Origin of the sequence: Homoserinibacter gongjuensis (assembly GCF_030161875.1) — a bacterium.
Classification (GTDB): domain Bacteria; phylum Actinomycetota; class Actinomycetes; order Actinomycetales; family Microbacteriaceae; genus Homoserinibacter; species Homoserinibacter gongjuensis.
In genome coordinates this window covers 232,830-249,426 of record NZ_BSVA01000001.1, presented here as the reverse complement: position 1 = coordinate 249,426, position 16,597 = coordinate 232,830, and the positions used below count along the sequence as shown (strand labels likewise).

The window sequence follows — 16,597 nt, the reverse complement described above, 5'->3', positions numbered from 1 at the left end:
ACGTGAGAACACGGAAGGGCCGCATCCTGGCGGCCACGGGAATCCTGACGGGGGCGATCCTCACCGTCGGGTTCGCAGCGCCAGCCACCGCGGGCGGATGGCCCGGCCACGGTGGCGGGCACAACGGAGGCGATCGCAACAGCTCGGCCACGCTGCGCAAGGCCGTCAACGCGAAATCGATCCAGTTCCATCTGAACGCGCTCCAGCGGATCGCGGATGCCAATGGCGGCACGCGCGCCGCGGGAACGCCCGGACATGAGAAGTCGGCCGCCTACATCGAGAAGCTCATGAAGCTCGCCGGCTATCAGACCGAGCGGCAGCCGTTCAGCTACGAGAAGGTCAACATCGACCGCGCCGAGTTCTCGCAACTCACCCCGACCCCGGCCGACTACGTGCTCGAAGACGACTTCTATCCGATGGACTACTCGGGCGAGGGTGCCGTCGAGAGCGCCGCGGTGACGCCGGTCGACATCAACCTCGACGGCGATCGTGCCTCCACCTCGGGTTGCGAGGCGGAGGACTTTGCCGACTTCCCGGCAGGCGACATCGCCCTCATCCAGCGTGGCAGCTGCGACTTCGCGGTCAAGGCGACGAACGCCGAAGCCGCGGGCGCATCCGCGGTCATCGTGTTCAACCAGGGCAACGACGTTCCGGGAGATGACCGATTCGGTGTGCTCTTCGGCACGCTCGGCGAGCTCGGTGTCGGCCTCCCCGTGGTCGGCACGAGCTTCGAGCTCGGGGAGTCGTTCGCGCTCGCGGCCGACCCGACGGCGCGCCTCGTGCTCGAGACGAGCCAGGTGACGGTCGACACCTTCAACCTGATCGCGAAGAGCCGCAAGGGTGACCCGACGAAGCAGGTCGTCGTCGGTGCGCACCTCGACTCGGTGCCCGCGGGGCCCGGCATCAACGACAACGGCTCGGGCTCGGCGACGATCCTCGACGTGGCCCTCAAGCTCGCGGTCACGAAGTCGAAGCCCGCGAATCAGCTCGTGTTCGCATGGTGGTCGGGCGAGGAGGACGGCCTGCAGGGGTCGAACTACTACGTCTCGCAGTTGAGCGAGGAGGGGGCCGCGAACACGGCGCTCAACCTCAACTTCGACATGGTGGGTTCGCCGAACCCCGTGCGTTTCGTCTACGACGGTGACGGCGACGCGTTCGGTGAGGCGGGGCCGGAGGGCTCGGCCGAGATCGAGAAGACCTTCGTGGACTACTTCGCCTCGCAGGGGCTCGAGACCGCGCCGACCGCCTTCGACGGACGCAGCGACTACTTCGCGTTCATCGACGCCGGCATCCCGGCCGGTGGCCTGTTCACGGGAGCCGAGGGCATCAAGACCGACGAGGAGGCCGCGATCTTCGGCGGCACCGCCGGTGAGCCCTACGACCCGTGCTACCACCAGGCGTGCGACACGACCGACAACATCGACGCGACCGTGCTCGACGAGATGGCGGACGGCGTCGCACACGCCGTCTACACCTTCGGCGCCGTGAAGACCGCCGGATGGGGTCACCACCACGGCAAGTGGGGCTCGTGGGGCAAGTGGCACCAGCACAACGGCTGGGACGGATGGGGCTTCCACGGCTCTCACGGTGACCGTCACGGTCGCGGGTGAGGCACCGCGCGTAGCGGCGTATCGAGACCCCGCCGGCCGAGCCACCACCCCCGGTCGCTCGGCCGGCGGTTCGCCGCGCCGTCACGCGTGACGTAGCGTGGTGGCGTGGCGGAATGCATCCACGGTTTCGATGAGGGTCTCTGCGATGTGTGCTACCCGCGCACTCCGGCCCCCGCGCCTGCCCCGGTCGCACGGGTGCGGGCGGCGCGCTCGACCACGACGCGCGGGCCACGCGCCGGCACCACGACCCGTGCGGCGGGCACCCCGTCAGCCCCGGCGACGCTTCGCCTCGCGGGCCGCCGCGTGCACCACGTGACGCACCTGCGCACGCTCGAGTCGATCGCCCTCGATGGCGAGCTGCGCGCCGACGCGGTTCCGGATGTCGACGTGAGTTCGGCGACGACGCGCGAGCTGCGCGCCTCGGCGACGGTTCCCGATGGACGCAGCGTGGCATCCTTCGTCGCGTTCCACCTCGCCCAGGACTCGACGCGGTGGGAGGAGCTGCGCCACGGCGCGCTCGGAACCCACTGGTCGCATGCGGCGCGTGCCGCCCGTCCGACGGATTTCGTGATCATCTCGGTGCCGGTCGACGCGCTCGGCGGCGACGTGGTGTTCGTCGACAGCGACGCGGGCGGGGTCGCGGCGCGGTTCGCTGCCGGCGTCGAGGCCGGAACGCAGGCACTGCGGCGGCTCCACGCGGTCGACCCCGATTTCCGCGATGCCGAGCTGCTCGCGGCGGGCCCGGTGTCGCTGGATGCGGTGGCAGTCGTGACCGTGGCCAACGATCGGGTGCGCGACGAGGTGCGCGCGCTGTTCGACACCGCCGGGCGCCCGGCACCGCGCATCGCCGTGTACCCGCCCGCGTTCGCGAACGACTGACCTGTCCTCCACAGCTCCGAGCTGACCGATCTATCCACGAATCGCGACAGCGGAGCTCGTGGCACCGTCGCCTCACCGCACGATGGCGGCATGACGATCCCACGATTCGACGACGTGCGAGACGCGCCGCTCGCCACCGACGAGGAGGTGCTCCAGCGTGCGGAGCTGCTGCTCGGCCACGCCATCCGCCGCCAGCTGTGGCTGATGTTCCTCGACGAGTACGACCGGCAGCTGCCGCTGCTCATGCCCACCTACGTGCCCCGCCGCCCCGGCCCGGGGCACCAGGAGAACTACGCGCGGGTGCTCGGCGTGCTGTTCGAGGATGCCGAGGCCGACAGTATGGTCGTCGCCTACGAGCGGCGCGGCACCGAGGCGCTCTCGAGTGTCGATCGGGCCTGGCTCCAGCTCGTGCGCGATGCGTGCGCGCACGCCGGGATCCGGCTGCGCGGCCCGCTGCTCGTGCACGACGGCGGCATCCGCTGGATCGCCCCCGACGACCTCGTCTGAGCCCGGGCGACGAAGCGAGCGTCAGTCGTCGACGTCGTTCGCCGCGCGGCGGAACCGCCGCCCGGTGATGACGCGCGGGCGCACCCGCACCCACCGCGTCTTCGGCGTCGGAATCCAGGGCCGCAGGCCGAGTTGCTCCGCCTCGGCGATCTCTGCTCCATGCTCGAGGCGCTCGGCGATGCCCTTCACGACGACGCTGTAGGCCTCGCCCTCGTCCCACCCGTCGATCTCGAGAGCGACCTCGGGGTTCACCGTCAGCTCGACGAGCTTGGTGCCGGGGGCCGTGCGGAACCACAGGCAGCCGGCATGCACTGCGAAGTTGAGGGGGAAGATGTCGATCTCGCCGGCGGCGGCGAGCGCGATGCGCCCCATCGGCGCGAGTTCGAGCAGCTCCCAGCACTCGCGCTCGTCGAGCGACTCGACGGCGTCCCGGTTGCCGATCATGGTGACCTCCTCCGCAGGATGGCTCCAGGGTGCCGAGCGGGGAGGGCGGGCGCTAGGGTCCTTCGGCCCGCGTCGGGTGCATCCTGTTGAATGACGGGGTGATCGTACTGCTGGGGCTCACGAGCGCGATCGTCTACGGCGTCTCGGACTTCCTCGGCGGCCTCGGCTCGCGCCGCATCTCGCCGCTGCTGGTGAGCCTCGTGAGCTTTCTGGTCGCGATCGCGCCCATCGCCGTACTCACCCCGCTCGTGGGATCGGTGTGGTCGACCGAGGCGGTCTGGCTGGGCGCCGTCGCGGGGATCGCGGGCGCGGGCGCCATCTGGGCCTTCTACGTGGCGCTCGCGATCGGGCCGATGAGCGTGATCTCCCCGACCACGGCCGCCGTCGCGGCGCTCATCCCGGCCGTGTTCGGCGTCGCGAGTGGTGAGCGCTTCAGCCCGCTCGGCTACCTCGCCCTCGGCGGGCTCGTGGTCGCGGCGGTGCTGCTCGGCATCACCCGCGAGCAGCAGGGGGCCGGGTCGGCGTGCGCGCGGTCGTGCTGGCCGCGGCATCCGGAGTCGGGTTCGGAGGCTACAACGTCGTGATGGAGGCGACGCCGCCCGAGTCGCAGTTCGCCCCGCTGCTCGTCGACCTCGTGGTGGGCGCCGCGCTCTTCGCCGTGGTGCTCGCGGTGCTGCGCGTCGTCCGTGGCGACTCGTGGTGGGGCGGACCCGCCGCGCCCGCCGTCTCGGACCGCACGCCCGGGCTCCGGTTCGCGGTGAGCGCGGGGCTGCTCGTGGCGGTCGCGAACGCGCTGCTCGTGTGGGGCCTGCATCAGGGTGAGCTGGCGATCATGGGCGTACTCGGCTCGCTCTACCCGCTCGGCACCGTGCTGCTCGCGCTCACCGTGCTGCGTGAACGACTCACCCGCGTGCAGGTGGTCGGCGTCGTGCTCGCGCTCGCGGCATCCGCGGCACTCGCCTTCGGCTGAGCCGACGCCGCCGGCCCGCCGGTAGGATCGGAGGGATGTCGCTCCCCTTCTCCGAGGCGACCGGCGCCGATGTGCGCGTCCGGTTCTGCCCGTCTCCCACCGGCACCCCGCACGTCGGCATGGTGCGCACCGCACTCTTCAACTGGGCCTACGCCCGACACACGGGCGGCAAGCTCGTGTTCCGGGTGGAGGACACGGATGCCGCCCGCGATTCCGAGGAGAGCTACCTGCAGCTCGTCGACGCGCTCGAGTGGCTCGGCATCGACTGGGACGAGGGCGTCGAGAAGGGCGGCCCCGACGCGCCCTACCGGCAGTCGCAGCGCTCCGACATCTACCGGGCGATGATCGAGCGCCTGAAGGATGCCGGCCACCTCTACGAGAGCTTCGTGACCCCGGAGGAGATGGAGGCGCGCAACCGTGCGGCCGGCCGTGATCCGCGCCAGGGCTACGACAACTTCGAGCGCGAGCTCACCGCGGAGCAGCGTGCGGGGTTCCGCGCGGAGGGGCGGCAGCCGAGCCTGCGGCTGCGCGTGCCGGACGGCGACATCACGATCCACGACCTCATCCGCGGTGAGATCACCTTCCCCGCCGGCAGCTTCAGCGACTTCGTCGTGGTGCGGCCGAACGGCGCGCCGCTGTACACCTTCGTGAACCCGGTCGACGACGCGCTCATGGGGATCACGCACGTGTTCCGCGGTGAAGACATCCTCTCCTCCACCCCGCGCCAGATCGCCCTGTACCTCGCGCTCATCGAGATCGGTGTGACCGACTTCATCCCGCAGTACGCGCACATGCCGCTCGTCTACGGCGAGGGCTCGAAGAAGCTCAGCAAGCGCGACCCCGAGTCGAGCCTCTTCCACCACCGCGATCGCGGCTTCGTGCCCGAGGGGTTGCTCAACTACCTCGCGCTGCTCGGGTGGTCGATCGCGCCCGACCGCGACGTGTTCACGCAGGCGGAGTTCGTGGCGGCCTTCGACATCCGCGACGTCAACCCGAACCCGGCCCGATTCGACCAGAAGAAGGCCGACGCGATCAACGGCGACCACATCCGCATGCTCGACGTCGCCGACTTCACCGAGCGCATCGTGCCGTATCTCGAGGGCTTCGTCGCCGACCCGCCCACCGAGGCCGAGTGGGCGATCCTGCGCGAGGCCGCCCCGCTCATCCAGGAGCGCGTGACGGTGCTGGGGGAGGCGCGCGACATGCTCGGGTTCCTCTTCACCGCCGACGACCAGCTCGCCTTCGAGCCGGATGCGATGCCCAAGAACGTCGACGAGGCGCGCCTCGTGCTCGATGCCGCCGAGGCCGCGCTCGAGCCGCTGAGCGAGTTCGGCCGCGTCGAGATCGAGGAGGCGTTGCGCGCGGCGCTGCTGACGCCCGTCGAGGAGGGCGGCCCCGGCCTCAAGCCGCGCACGGCGTTCGGACCGCTGCGCACCGCCATCTCGGGGCGCCGGGTGAGCCCGCCGCTCTTCGAGTCGATGGAGATCCTGGGCAAGGCCTCGACGCTCGCGCGCATGGAGCGGCTGCGCCTCGCGCTCGGCGATTAGCCGCCACCCGGCAATCCCGTGGCGGATGAGTCGCTAACCTGCCCGCTGGTCGAGTAGCCGCGGAGCGGCGTATCGAGACCCCCACTGCCGGTTCGGCGCCCCTCCCTCCGTAGGGTAAAGTGGCTACTCGGTCCGGCTTCGCCGGGCCTCGCGGACCGACTCCGGTCGGAGCCGTTGGGGTATGGTGTAATTGGCAACACGGCTGATTCTGGTTCAGTTGTTCTTGGTTCGAGTCCAGGTACCCCAGCTTCGAAACCCTCGCTTCGGCGGGGGTTTTCTCGTTGGACGGGGTGGGCTTGCGCGATGCCGCGCGGCACCACTTGCGTTTCACTTGTCTACGACTTACTCTAAGCCGTAGACAAAGAGCGAAGGTGCCCTGATGACCTACTTCTTCCGAACCCCCGCGCATCCGGCGGGGTCGCCGTCGGTCGAACTCGACGCATTCCCCGCCGGGTTTGCGTGGGGGTTGCGACGGCCGCCTACCAGATCGAGGGCGCGGTCGACGAGGGCGGGCGCGGGCCGAGTATCTGGGACACCTTCGCGCACACGCCCGGGCGCGTTCACCGCGGCGACACGGGGGACATCGCGTGCGACCACTACCACCGGTGGCAGCACGACCTGGATCTGCTCGTCGAGCTCGGGGTCGACTCCTACCGGCTCTCGGTGTCGTGGGCGCGGCTGCAGCCGGGCGGCACGGGCGAGCTCAACCCCGACGGGGTCGCGTTCTATCGCGAGGTGCTCGCAGGGCTGCGCTCGCGCGGCATCCGGCCCTTCGTCACGCTCTACCACTGGGACCTCCCGCAGCCGCTCGAGGATGCCGGAGGCTGGCCGGTGCGCGACACCGCCGTGCGCTTCGCCGACTACGCCCGCCGCACCGTGGCGGCGCTCGGCGACCTCGCGGACGACTGGATCACCCTCAACGAGCCGTGGTGTTCGGCGTTCCTCGGCTACGGCTACGGGCCGCACGCGCCGGGACGCACCGACATCCGGGCCGCCGTCGCCGCATCCCACCACCTGAACCTCGCGCACGGGCTGGCGGTTGGCGCCATCCGGGAGGTCGCCCCGACCGCCCGTGTCGGCATCACGAACATCGTCACCGAAGTGGTGGCGGCCACCGATTCTCCCGCCGATCATGACGCGGCGGACCGACTCGATGCCGTGAGCAACCGTGCCTTCCTCGACCCGGTGTATCTGGGGGCGTATGGCGACGGCGTGCACGCCCGACTCGATCCACACGGGCTCGCCGACGTCATCCGCGGCGGCGACCTCGAGACGATCTCGCAGCCCGTCGACTTCGCGGGCGTCAATCACTACCAGCGTGTCATCGTGAGCGCGGTGCCCACCGACGCCGCACATCCGTTCGGCTTCTCCGAGACGCCTGCCGAACCGGCGGCGACCTCGTTCGGCTGGTCGGTCATCCCCGACTCGTTGCACGCCGTGCTGCTGCGCGTGGCCCGGGACTACACCTCGCTGCCGCTCTACATCACCGAATCCGGCGCGAGCTTCGACGACTACGTCGACCCCGAGGGTGGCATCGACGACGTCGAGCGCATCTCCTACCTCGCCGGCTACTTTGAGGCGGCCGGTCGCGCGATCAGCGACGGCGTCGACCTCCGCGGCTACTTCGTGTGGTCGCTGCTCGATAACTTCGAGTGGGGCGAGGGCTACAGCAAGCGCTTCGGCCTCGTCTACATCGACTACCGCACCCAGGAGCGTCTGCCTAAGGCGAGCGCCCACTGGTACCGCGAGCTGCTCGCACGCTTCCGCACGACCTCCGCCTCCACGGCATCCGCCACCGTCGACGCCGTGCGCGGCTAGACGGACAACCCTGCATCACATCCGAAAGGAACCTCAATGAAGAGAAAGAGCCTGGTCGCCGTCAGCACGGTTGCCATCGCCAGCCTCGCCCTCGCGGGCTGCACCACAAGCGACGGCGGCGACGGCGCCGCCGCGACGTCGCTCACCGTGTGGATCATGGGCGACAGCTCCGCGCACTTCGACGAACTCGTCGCGCCCTTCGAGGACGAGACGGGCATCGACGTCGAGACCGTCGCCGTCCCGTGGGACTCGATCGACCAGAAGTTCACGACTGCGGTGGCCTCCGGCAACGGTCCCGACATCCTGCAGATCGGCATCTCGAAGCTGCGCACCTTCGCCGACAGCGGCGCGCTGCTGACCCTCGACGACGGCGTCCTCGCCGACTACCCCAACCTCGCCTCCTCGAACTTCATCGACGGTGTCGCGGGGGATGCCACGGCCATCGGCGGCGAGGTCGTCTCGATCCCGTGGGTGTCGGACACGCGCGTGCTGTTCACCCGCACCGACATCCTCGCCGAGAACGGCATCGACGCCCCGCCCGCCACCTGGGACCAGCTGCGCTCCGACGCGAAGACGCTCGCGGCCCGCGGCGCCGGCCAGTACGGCTACTACATCCCCCAGTGGGACAGCGCGCTCCCGGTCGTCATGACGTGGGACCAGGGTGGCGAGATCGTGAACGGCGACGGCATGATCGACTTCGACACCCCGGAGTTCGCCCAGGCGGTCGACCTCTACACGGGCCTCTACGCCGACGGCAGCGTTCCGACCAACAGCGACTTCGACCAGACGCAGGGCTTCGTCTCGGGCATCGCGCCGATGCTCGTGAGCGGTCCGTACCTCGCGGCGGCGATCGCGGATGCCGCTCCCGAGCTCGACGGCAAGTGGGCCGTCTCGGTGCTGCCCGGCGCAGCCGACAACACCTCGCTGCTCGCCGGCTCGAACCTCGGCGTGTGGGGCGCGACAAAGAACCAGGACGGCGCGCTGCAGTTGCTCGATTTCCTCTCGAAGCCCGAGACGCAGGTCGCCTGGTTCGGCATCGACGGTCAGCTGCCCACAGCCAAGGCGGCCCTCGCCGACGCGACGCTGACCGCCAACCCGCTCGTCGCCGTGTACTCGGAGCAACTCGCGAACGCCGCGATCCTGCCTCTCGTGCCGAACTGGGACGGCGAGACCGGCAAGGCTCTGCTCGACGCCCTCAACGCGATCGTGCTGACCGGCGCCGACCGTGACCAGACCATCGACGCGCTCGTGAGCGCGACGAGCGGGACCTCCGTCAACTGACCCGACACGGTGGGGCGGGCCGGCATCTCGCCGGTTCGCCCCACCACGGTGGACCCATGAGAACTCGTCTCGCGCCGTACGGCTTCATCACGCCCGCGATGATCCTGCTCATCGCCTTCGGCGTGCTCCCCATCGGGGTCGCCCTGCTGGTGAGCTTCACCGATATGAACCTCGCGGGCCTCGGCAACTGGTCGCGCATCCGGTTCATCGGATTCGAGAACTACGTCGAGCTGCTGCGCGACCCCGCCTTCTGGCAGGCGCTCGGCAACACCGCCCTGTTCGCCCTGGTCGGCGTTCCGAGCGTCATCATCGTGTCGCTCGTGATCGCGCTGGCCCTGAACCGCTCGCAGAGCCGCTTCTTCCGGGCGCTGCGCTCGTTCTACTTCGTGCCGGCGATCACGGCCATCGTCGCCGTCTCCCTCGTCTGGGGCTACCTCTACAACACCCAGTTCGGCCTCTTCAACCACCTGCTCTCGCTCGTGGGGCTGCCGCCCGTGCCGTGGCTCTCCGACCCCGTCGTCGTGAAGTTCTCGGTGGCCGCGGTCGCCATCTGGCGCGGGCTCGGCCTCAACGTCATCATCTTCCTCGCGGCGCTGCAGGGGGTGCCGAAGGAGTACCTCGAGGCGGCCTCGATCGACGGGGCCGGGTCGCTGCGCCGTACCTGGTCGATCGTCATCCCGCTGCTGCGCTTCGCGATCTTCTTCGTCACCATCACGACCGTCATCGCGTGGCTGCAGTTCTTCGACGAGCCGTTCGTGCTCACCAAGGGCGGCCCGCTCGGCGCCTCCACCTCGATCGCGCTCTTCCTGTATCAGAAGGGCTTCAGCTCGAGCCAGTTCGGCTACGCGAGCGCGGGGTCGGTCGTGCTGTTCGCGATCATCGCGATCGTGACGCTCATCCAGATCCGCGCGAGGAGGGCCGATGTCGAGTACTGAGATCCGCATGCGGGGAGCCGCGACCGTCGCACGCCCGACTCGCTCCCGCGGCCGCCGCGAGGGCCGTGTCGTCACCGTCGTCGTCGGGGCCCTGCTCGCCGTGGGCGCGTTCGCGACCGCGTTCCCCTTCATCTGGATGGTGTTCGCATCCGTCAAGCCCCGCAGCGAATCGGTCGCCTACCCGCCACAGCTGCTTCCGCAGGACCCGACTTTCGAGTTCTTCCAGCAGCTCTTCGTGGAGCTCGACTTCGGGCGGTACCTCGTCAACACGCTCGCCATCGTGCTCATCAGCATGGTGGGGCTCGTGCTGATGGCGGCGTGCGGCTACGGGTTCGCGAAGTTCGTCTTCCCGGGACGCGACGCGCTGTTCTTCCTCGTGCTCGTCACGATGATGATCCCGGTGCAGGTCACGATGATCCCGACCTACCTGATCCTCAACGGGGTGAAGCTCACCAACACGCTGCTGGGCATCGCGCTGCCGACCCTCGTGTCGGGTTTCAGCATCTTCCTGTTCCGGCAGTTCATGTCGACGATCCCCACCGAGGTGATCGAGGCGGCGCGCATCGACGGGGCGGGGAGTGGCGCATCTTCTTCCGCATCATCCTGCCGATGTCACGGCCGATCCTCGCCGTGCAGGTCGTGCTGACGTTCATCGCGGGCTGGAACAGCTTCCTCTGGCCGCTCATCATCGCGAACGACCAGAAGCTCTACACGCTCTCGGTCGGAGTGGCGCTGCTCAACCAGCAGCTCGCCACCAACCCGTCCCTGCAGATGGCCGCCTCGACCCTCATGGTCGTGCCCATCCTCATCGTCTTCATCGTCTTCCAGCGTTACGTCGTGCAGGGCTTCGCCCTGTCCGGACTCAAGTAAGAGGAGCCCGCCCGCATGTCCCGAACCGGCACCGCGCCCACCGTTCGCACCGGCCTCGTCCGAGCCGAGGGGGCCCAACTCGTCGACGATCAGGGGCCGCTGCTGCTGCGCGGCGTGGGCCTCGGCAACTGGCTGCTCGCCGAGGGGTACATGTGGCGATTCGGCGACGAGCAATCCTCGCCGCGGCAGATCGAGGCCCGCATCGAGAGCCTCGTGGGGGCGGATGCGGCAGCGGTGTTCTGGCGCCGGTTCCGCGACGTCTTCATCACCGAGGCCGACATCCGAGCGATCGCCGAGGCCGGCTTCGACCACGTGCGGCTGCCGATCAACGCGCGGGGCGTGCTCGCCGACGACGGCTCGTGGCGGGAGGACGGCTTCGCCCTCATCGAGCGCGCAGTGGGGTGGGGTGAGGCGCACGGACTGCGCGTCCTGCTCGACGTGCATGGCGCCCCGGGCGGTCAGACCGGCACCAACATCGACGACTCACCGAACGGGCGGCCCGAGCTCTTCGAGAACGAGACCTATCGCGCCCAGACGATCGCCCTCTGGGAGGAACTCGCGCGTCGCTATCGCGACCGCGACAGCGTGATCGGCTACGACCTGCTCAACGAACCGCTGCCGAACGACTGGCAGCACCGCTACCCCGCGGAGCTCGTTCAGCTGTACCGCGATCTCACTGACGCCATCCGCGCGATCGACGACCGGCACCTCATCGTCTACGAGGGCAGTCACTGGGCCACCAACTGGTCGGTGCTGCGCGAGCGTTTCGATGACAACCAGCTGCTGCAGTTCCACCGTTATTGGTGTCCGCCGGACACGACGAGCATCGCCGAATATCTCGAGGTGCGGGATTCCCTCGAGACGCCGATCTACATGGGCGAGGGCGGTGAGAACACCCCGGGCTGGCTCTACGCGGCGACGCAGTTGTACGAACGCCACGGCATCGGCTGGAACCTCTGGCCGTGGAAGAAGCTCGGCACGCGCACCTCGCCGTACTCGGCGGTCGTGCCTGAGGGCTGGCAGCTCATCGCGGATCCCTCGGCCATGCTCGGCGCGGCGGAGGCGCAGGGCGTGCTCGACGCGTTCCTCGACGCGGTCGAGTTGCAGCGCTGTGAGCGGCGGCAGCCTGTGCTCGACGCGGTCTTCGCGCGACCGAGCTTCCGCATCCCCGCGTGGGCGGGCGTGCGCGACGGCGTGGAGACGCCGATCGCGGCGCTCGCCGATCGACCACTGCCGGAGGGCCTCTGGCACCACACGGGCGGCGCACCGTACTCGGAGGAGGAGGTCGCGGTGGCCGTCCGGATGGAAGCAGGTTCGCGACTCGTGTTCCCGCTTGCGCAGGCCCCCGGCAGTTGGACCGTCGACGCGGACGATCCTGGCGCCCTGGAAGCGCGCTGGGAGGGCGCGGCGCTTGTGCTCGAGGCACGCGCTGCGGCTCGCGTCCGCGGTGTCGACGTGATGCCATGACCCGCTACGGTCTCAGCATGACGCTGCGCGACACCGTGCCGGGAGCGCCTCTTCCCGAGGCATCGACCGTCACGTCACTGCGCCAGCGCAATCGTGCCGCCGCCCTGCAGGTCATCCTGCGCGAGCGCGAGACGACGCGCGCCGAGGTCGCCCGACGTTGCGGACTGTCGGCGGCATCTGCGGCGAACCTCGTGGCCGAGCTCATCGCCGACGGTCTCGTGGTGGAGACCGGAACCGTGAGCTCGCGCGGTGGCCGGCCCATCTCGCTCATCGCCCCGCACGCCGACGGCGCTTACGCGATCGGCGCCGACGTGGGCGAGCGCGGCGTGGCCGTCGAGCTCTTCAACCTGAGCCTTTCCATGGTGGATCGCGAGTTCCGCGGCGGCCGGGAGCAGGAGACGCCGTCGGGCATCGTCGCGGATCTACGCGAGGCGATCACCGCGTTGCGTACGCGCAATCCCGAGCGCTGGCCGCGAGTTCTCGGCATCGGCCTCGGCCTGCCCGGGGTCGTTGAGACCGGTGCTGCGGGGGAGCAGACGCTCTATGCACAGAGCCTCGGGTGGCCGGCGCTTCCGATTCCGAGCGACCTCGACCCCGAGCTGGCAGTTTTCGCCGAGAACGGCGCGAAGACGCAGGCGCGCGCCGAGCTGTGGTTCGGCGCCGCGAGCGGTGTCGGTCACGCCCTCGTCGCGCTCCTCGGGCGCGGCGTGGGCCTCGGCATCGTGGCCGAGGGGGAGCTCTACCGGGGCGCGCACTCGAGCGCCACCGAGTGGGGTCATACCAAGATCCGCTTCGGCGGCGAGCGGTGTCGGTGCGGCGATCGCGGATGCGTCGAGGCGTATCTCGGGGCCGACGCGATGCTGGGCGCCTGGCGACGAGCAGGCGGCGTCTTCGCGGGCAGCGGTTGGCAGGCGCTCGGTGCGCTGCTGGACGCCGCGGACGAGGGGGATCCCTCGGCGTCGGGCGTGCTCGCGGAGGCGCTCGAGGCGCTCGGCGCTGCGCTCGGCAGCATGGTCAACCTGACCAACCCGGAGCGTGTGGTGGTGGGCGGCTGGGTCGGGCTGCGGCTCATGGAGCGCTACGCCGACCGGATCCGCGACGCAATCGACCGCAACAGCCTGCACCGCGCCGCGACGCAGTTCGAGCTGGCGGTCGCGAGCTTCGGCGGTGACACCGTCGCCTTGGGCTCGGCCCTCATGCCGATCGAGGCCCTGATCCGCACTCCCACCCACTAGCCGAGTTCTGGGCGATCCCCTCCACGGCTCGCACCGCGCGCAGCGATGTCAGGGCTTCATCGGCAGGGCCGACTCGGGCCACTGCCACTCCCGCACCCACTCGGCGTCCTGGCCGGACTCGCGGGTGGCGGCGCGGGCGCGGGTGCGGGCGTCGGCGAGTTCCTGGCGCAGGGCGCCATGGGTTGCCGCGAGGCCCGGCACCCGGTCGATGACGTCCATCACGAGGTGGAAGCGATCGAGGTCGTTCAGCATGACCATGTCGAACGGGGTCGTGGTGGTGCCCCGCTCGACAAAGCCCCGTACGTGCAGGCCGTCGTGACCGTGCCGCCGATAGCTGAGCCGATGGATGAGCCACGGGTAGCCGTGGAAGGCGAAGATGATCGGCCGATCGGTGGTGAAGATCGCGTCGAAGTCCGCGTCGGGCATGCCGTGCGGATGCTCGCCCGCGGTCTGCAGGCGCATGAGGTCGACGACGTTGACGACCCGCACGGCGAGCTCGGGGATGCGCTCGCGCAGGATCGAGGCTGCCGCGAGCACCTCGAGCGTCGGGACGTCTCCGGCCGCCGCGAGTACGACATCCGGTTCCCGTCCGTCGACCTCGGTGCCCGCCCAGGGCAGGATGCCGAGCCCGCGCGTGCAGTGCTCGACGGCCTCGGGCATGGCGAGCCACTGCGGGGCCGGCTGTTTGCCCGCGACGACGACGTTCACGTAGTCGACGGAGCGCAGGCAGTGGTCGTAGGTCGAGAGCAGCGTGTTCGCGTCGAACGGCAGGTAGACGCGCACCACTTCGGCGCTCTTGTTGGCCACGACGTCGAGGAAGCCGGGGTCCTGGTGGCTGAAGCCGTTGTGGTCCTGCCGCCAGACGTGGCTCGAGAGCAGGTAGTTGAGACTCGAGATCGGGCGTCGCCAGGGGATGTGCCGGGATGCCTCGAGCCATTTGGCGTGCTGGTTGAACATCGAGTCGACGATGTGCACGAACGCCTCGTAGGTGTTGAAGAGGCCGTGCCGCCCGGTGAGCAGATAGCCCTCGAGCCACCCCTGACACTGGTGTTCGCTGAGCACTTCCATCACGCGGCCCGCGCGGGCGAGGTGCTCGTCGCCCGGGCGCAGCTCGGCGTTCCACTGCTTGTCGGTGGCCTCGTACATGGCGGGCGCGAGCCGGTTGGATGCGGTCTCGTCCGGCCCGAAGATGCGGAACGTCTCGGGGTTCTCGCGGATCACGTCGGCGAGCCACCGGCCGAGCACGGCCGTCGACTCGAGTGCGGTCGCGCCCGGCTCGGTGACCGGCACGGCGTAGTCGCGGAAGTCGGGCAGCTCGAGCTCGGTGCGCAGCAGCCCGCCGTTCGCGACGGGGTTCGCGCTCATCCGTCGCTCTCCCTCGGGGGCGAGGGCCACGGTCGTCGGCAAGGGCCGCCCTTCGGCGTCGAACAGCTCCTCCGGGCGGTAGGAGCGCATCCAGTCCTCGAGGATGCGCAGGTGCTCCGCGGTGTCGCGGGCGTTCGCGAGCGGCACCTGGTGCGAGCGCCAGCTGCCCTCCACCTGGTGCCCGTCGATGACCTCGGGGCAGGTCCAGCCCTTCGGGGTGCGCAGGATGATCATCGGCCAGCGCGGACGCTCGGTCAGGGTGCCGTTCCGGGCGGCTTCCTTGATCGCGGCGATCCGGTCGAGCACGACGTCGAGCGTGTCGGCGAACCGGGCATGCACGAGCCGCGGGTCCTCGCCGTCGAAGCCGCCCGAGACGAGGAACGGCTCGTGCCCATAGCCGCGCATGAGCTCCAGCAGCTCCTCGTCGGGGATGCGGGCGAGCACCGTCGGGTTGGCGATCTTGTAGCCGTTGAGGTGCAGGATCGGCAGCACCACGCCGTCCTGCGCGGGGTTGGCGAACTTGTTGCCGTGCCATGCGGTCGCGAGCGGCCCGGTCTCGGCCTCCCCGTCGCCGATCACGCAGGCGACGAGCAGCTCGGGGTTGTCGAACGCGGCGCCGTAGGCGTGGCTGAGCGAGTAGCCGAGCTCACCGCCCTCGTGGATCGACCCCGGGGTGTCGGGGGAGGCGTGACTCGGGATGCCGCCGGGAAAGGAGAACTGCCGGAACAGATCGCGGATGCCGTCGGCGTCTCGTCCGATCCGGGAGTAGACCTCGCTGTAGGTGCCGTCGAGCCAGGCGTTCGCCACCATGCCCGGCCCGCCGTGACCGGGTCCGGTGATGAAGAGCGTGTCGAGGTCGCGTTCCCGGATGCCGCGGTTGAGGTGGGCGTAGAGGAAGTTGAGTCCCGGCGTCGTGCCCCAGTGCCCGAGCAGACGCGGCTTGACGTGCTCGGGCGCGAGCGGCTCGCGGAGTAGCGGATTGTCGAGCAGGTAGATCTGCCCGATGCTCAGGTAGTTGGCCGCCCGCCACCAGGCGTCGAGCTGATCGATCGTCGTGTCATCCGTGGTCACGCGCCCATCCTCCGCTCAGGCGGCCGCGGAGGCTAGGCCGGAGGTCACATCCGCGTTCGTGTTGCCGAAGGCAACTGGACGATCCCGTCCTATTAACGGTAGACATGTCTTCGAGGAACGAGGACGAGCCATGGACGACGTGCACTACCTCACCACCCGTTTCGACCCCGAGCTGGCCGGTGTGAGTGACATCTTCGCGCAGTTGGCTGCCGCCGTCGGCTACACCGCGACGCTGTCGATCGACCGACGCCTCGCACAACTGCTTCGCCTGCGGGTGGCGCAGCTCAACCCCTGCTCGTACTGCCTCATCCTGCACACCCGGGCCACCGCGGATGTCGGGGTCAGCGCCGCCGAGATCGCCCACCTCCCCAGCTGGCGCGAGAGCACGATGTTCAGCGAGCAGGAGCAGGCGGCTCTCGCCTACACCGAGGCGCTGACCGTCTTCGACCAGCAGGGTGTCGCCGCAGCCCACGAGCGCATGACCGAGCTGTTCGACGAGCGGGGCATCGCCGAGATCGCGGCGGTGGTCATCAACATGAACCTCTGGACGAGATGGAAACTCGCCCAAGGCGCGACGCCCGTCACGGGTCTATCGTGA

The 16,597-nt window shown here is 69.8% G+C and carries 14 protein-coding genes, 1 tRNA gene and 1 pseudogene; 14 read left to right on the top strand and 2 right to left on the bottom strand.

Features of this window, described 5'->3' with window-relative positions; genetic code table 11:
• Positions 1-2: 2 nt before the first annotated feature.
• The 3 genes from QQK29_RS01460 (at position 3) to QQK29_RS01450 (ending at position 2,996) form a co-directional block, all read left to right on the top strand.
• Positions 3-1,610, top strand: coding sequence for a M28 family metallopeptidase (locus QQK29_RS01460; protein ID WP_284297193.1), 1,608 nt, complete (start codon positions 3-5; stop codon positions 1,608-1,610).
• 105 nt (positions 1,611-1,715) lie between these two features.
• The gene (locus tag QQK29_RS01455; protein ID WP_284297191.1) at positions 1,716-2,489 is read left to right on the top strand and encodes a DarT ssDNA thymidine ADP-ribosyltransferase family protein; all 774 of its coding nucleotides are present in this window, start codon (positions 1,716-1,718) and stop codon (positions 2,487-2,489) included.
• A gap of 90 nt (positions 2,490-2,579) precedes the next feature.
• Positions 2,580-2,996: a hypothetical protein gene (locus tag QQK29_RS01450; protein WP_284297190.1), complete on the top strand. Its 417-nt coding sequence runs from the start codon at positions 2,580-2,582 to the stop codon at positions 2,994-2,996.
• A 21-nt stretch (positions 2,997-3,017) separates the two neighbouring features.
• Here the strand turns inward: QQK29_RS01450 and QQK29_RS01445 are convergent, their stop codons facing one another.
• Complete coding sequence (locus tag QQK29_RS01445; RefSeq protein ID WP_284297188.1) at positions 3,018-3,440, bottom strand: pyridoxamine 5'-phosphate oxidase family protein; 423 nt, start codon at positions 3,438-3,440, stop codon at positions 3,018-3,020.
• A 98-nt stretch (positions 3,441-3,538) separates the two neighbouring features.
• On the opposite strand from QQK29_RS01445, the gene QQK29_RS01440 reads away from it, so the two are divergent.
• From QQK29_RS01440 to QQK29_RS01395, 10 genes and pseudogenes are all read left to right on the top strand, one after another.
• The gene (locus QQK29_RS01440; RefSeq protein WP_284297186.1) at positions 3,539-4,024 is read left to right on the top strand and encodes a hypothetical protein; all 486 of its coding nucleotides are present in this window, start codon (positions 3,539-3,541) and stop codon (positions 4,022-4,024) included.
• A complete protein-coding gene (locus QQK29_RS01435; RefSeq protein WP_284297184.1) occupies positions 4,024-4,410 on the top strand; it encodes an EamA family transporter in 387 nt (128 codons plus the stop codon). The genes QQK29_RS01440 and QQK29_RS01435 overlap by 1 nt, the downstream gene beginning before the upstream one ends.
• A gap of 35 nt (positions 4,411-4,445) precedes the next feature.
• Complete coding sequence (gltX, locus tag QQK29_RS01430) at positions 4,446-5,957, top strand: glutamate--tRNA ligase (protein WP_284297182.1); 1,512 nt, start codon at positions 4,446-4,448, stop codon at positions 5,955-5,957.
• 175 nt (positions 5,958-6,132) lie between these two features.
• Positions 6,133-6,204 (top strand) — tRNA-Gln (locus tag QQK29_RS01425).
• A gap of 212 nt (positions 6,205-6,416) precedes the next feature.
• Positions 6,417-7,775, top strand: a complete 1,359-nt coding sequence (locus tag QQK29_RS01420) for a GH1 family beta-glucosidase (protein ID WP_284297179.1) — start codon at positions 6,417-6,419, stop codon at positions 7,773-7,775.
• 36 nt (positions 7,776-7,811) lie between these two features.
• A complete protein-coding gene (locus QQK29_RS01415; protein WP_284297177.1) occupies positions 7,812-9,056 on the top strand; it encodes an extracellular solute-binding protein in 1,245 nt (414 codons plus the stop codon).
• A 56-nt stretch (positions 9,057-9,112) separates the two neighbouring features.
• Complete coding sequence (locus QQK29_RS01410) at positions 9,113-9,991, top strand: carbohydrate ABC transporter permease (RefSeq protein ID WP_284297175.1); 879 nt, start codon at positions 9,113-9,115, stop codon at positions 9,989-9,991.
• A pseudogene (locus tag QQK29_RS17615) lies at positions 9,978-10,861 on the top strand (carbohydrate ABC transporter permease). The gene QQK29_RS01410 and the pseudogene QQK29_RS17615 overlap by 14 nt, the downstream one beginning before the upstream one ends.
• 15 nt (positions 10,862-10,876) lie before the next feature.
• Positions 10,877-12,328 carry a glycoside hydrolase family 5 protein gene (locus QQK29_RS01400; RefSeq protein ID WP_284297173.1) on the top strand — a complete coding sequence of 484 codons (1,452 nt, stop codon included), beginning with the start codon at positions 10,877-10,879 and terminating at the stop codon, positions 12,326-12,328.
• A complete protein-coding gene (locus QQK29_RS01395; RefSeq protein WP_284297171.1) occupies positions 12,325-13,563 on the top strand; it encodes an ROK family transcriptional regulator in 1,239 nt (412 codons plus the stop codon). Before QQK29_RS01400 ends, QQK29_RS01395 begins: the two co-directional genes overlap by 4 nt.
• Positions 13,564-13,611: 48 nt before the next feature.
• Here QQK29_RS01395 and QQK29_RS01390 read toward each other — a convergent pair whose 3' ends face one another.
• Positions 13,612-15,999, bottom strand: coding sequence for a phosphoketolase family protein (locus tag QQK29_RS01390; RefSeq protein ID WP_284297170.1), 2,388 nt, complete (start codon positions 15,997-15,999; stop codon positions 13,612-13,614).
• A 130-nt stretch (positions 16,000-16,129) separates the two neighbouring features.
• Between QQK29_RS01390 and QQK29_RS01385 the strand changes: the two genes are divergently transcribed.
• A complete protein-coding gene (locus tag QQK29_RS01385) occupies positions 16,130-16,597 on the top strand; it encodes a carboxymuconolactone decarboxylase family protein (protein ID WP_284297168.1) in 468 nt (155 codons plus the stop codon).